Consider the following 1,137-nt stretch of genomic DNA (forward strand, 5'->3'; position numbering starts at 1 on the left):
TTTGAAGAGAGTTACGGTTTTCTATCAGAGCCTTTTGTACGTGATAAAGATGCCGTACAAATTGTGCCACTCATTATAAAATACGCTTCTGAGTTAAAATTATATGGCAAAACATTGAAAGATGAATTAGAACAGATTTATCAAACTGTTGGTAGACATGAGGATACATTATTCTCGCATACGCTAGATGGATTAGAAGGTAAGAAAAAAATTGAATCAATTATGACACATTTCCGTTCAAATCCACCGCAAGAGATTCAAGGACTGAAAGTGAAAGCAATTGAAGATTATTTAACTAGCGAGGTTTATCATTTGGATAAAGATACAACGTCACAGATTAATTCTTCTAAATCAAATGTTATTCGTGTCTTATTTGACGAAGGATTTATCGCTTTACGTCCTTCTGGTACTGAACCTAAAATTAAATTATATGTGTCGTTAAAATGTCCGGATTTTGATGATGTAGCTCAAAAAATTAATGCGATGATTTTTAGCTAATTAAAAATTTTATACATCGAAATATTACATTTCATTTTATACTTATCAGCCCTTTTGAAACTAGAATCCTTATGTTTTCGCGTTTTGAAGGGGCTAATTTGTAATAATTTTTCAAAAGTATATTAGAAAATTAATTTTCATGTATTTTTCATATTAAGCGGTAATAATATAATAATTAATACCGCGACCTATTTAATTGTTTTCGCGATGAAAAAGGTTTAGAATTACAAAAATAACTATTTTAAATTTAGTTACAAATATATTTTAGAAAGGATGTGAAATAATGAAAGGCTCTAAACAAATACTTTTGATTATGGGCATTATATCTCTTATTGTTTTATTTATTTTTACACTATTCATCATGGCACAATATGCAAAACATTATGAACAAAAATCCGACAGTTCCAACGCACATACTTTAAACTCATCATCAGCCATAATTGAGCAACATACTATGTCGAATTTAGCGTCTCTAGATTTATACGCTCCTGTTCGTAACATTACTTCTAGTCGTGATATTCATCCCATTTATTTCATGACAAAAGATTAAAACTTCCTTTTTCATAACCCCATTCATTCAACTAATAAATTAAAAATTGATAAAAACGTACTGTTTTTTAGAAACATACATATATAAGA

At 28.9% G+C, this 1,137-nt stretch carries 1 protein-coding gene and 1 pseudogene; both read left to right on the forward strand.

Features of this window, described 5'->3' with window-relative positions; translation table 11 throughout:
• Positions 1-498, forward strand: a pseudogene (locus tag IDG60_RS15165) (phospho-sugar mutase); the annotation flags it as partial.
• Between the two features lie 283 nt (positions 499-781).
• Positions 782-1,048, forward strand: coding sequence for a SaeRS system activator ScrA (gene scrA / locus IDG60_RS15170; protein WP_000678764.1), 267 nt, complete (start codon positions 782-784; stop codon positions 1,046-1,048).
• Positions 1,049-1,137 lie beyond the last annotated feature (89 nt).

This window comes from Staphylococcus sp. EG-SA-2, assembly GCF_017152085.1.

Coding starts and splice junctions, on each gene's coding strand:
- scrA (WP_000678764.1), top strand. CDS start 782: ATGAAAGGCTCTAAACAAATACTTTTGATTATGGGCATTATATCTCTT.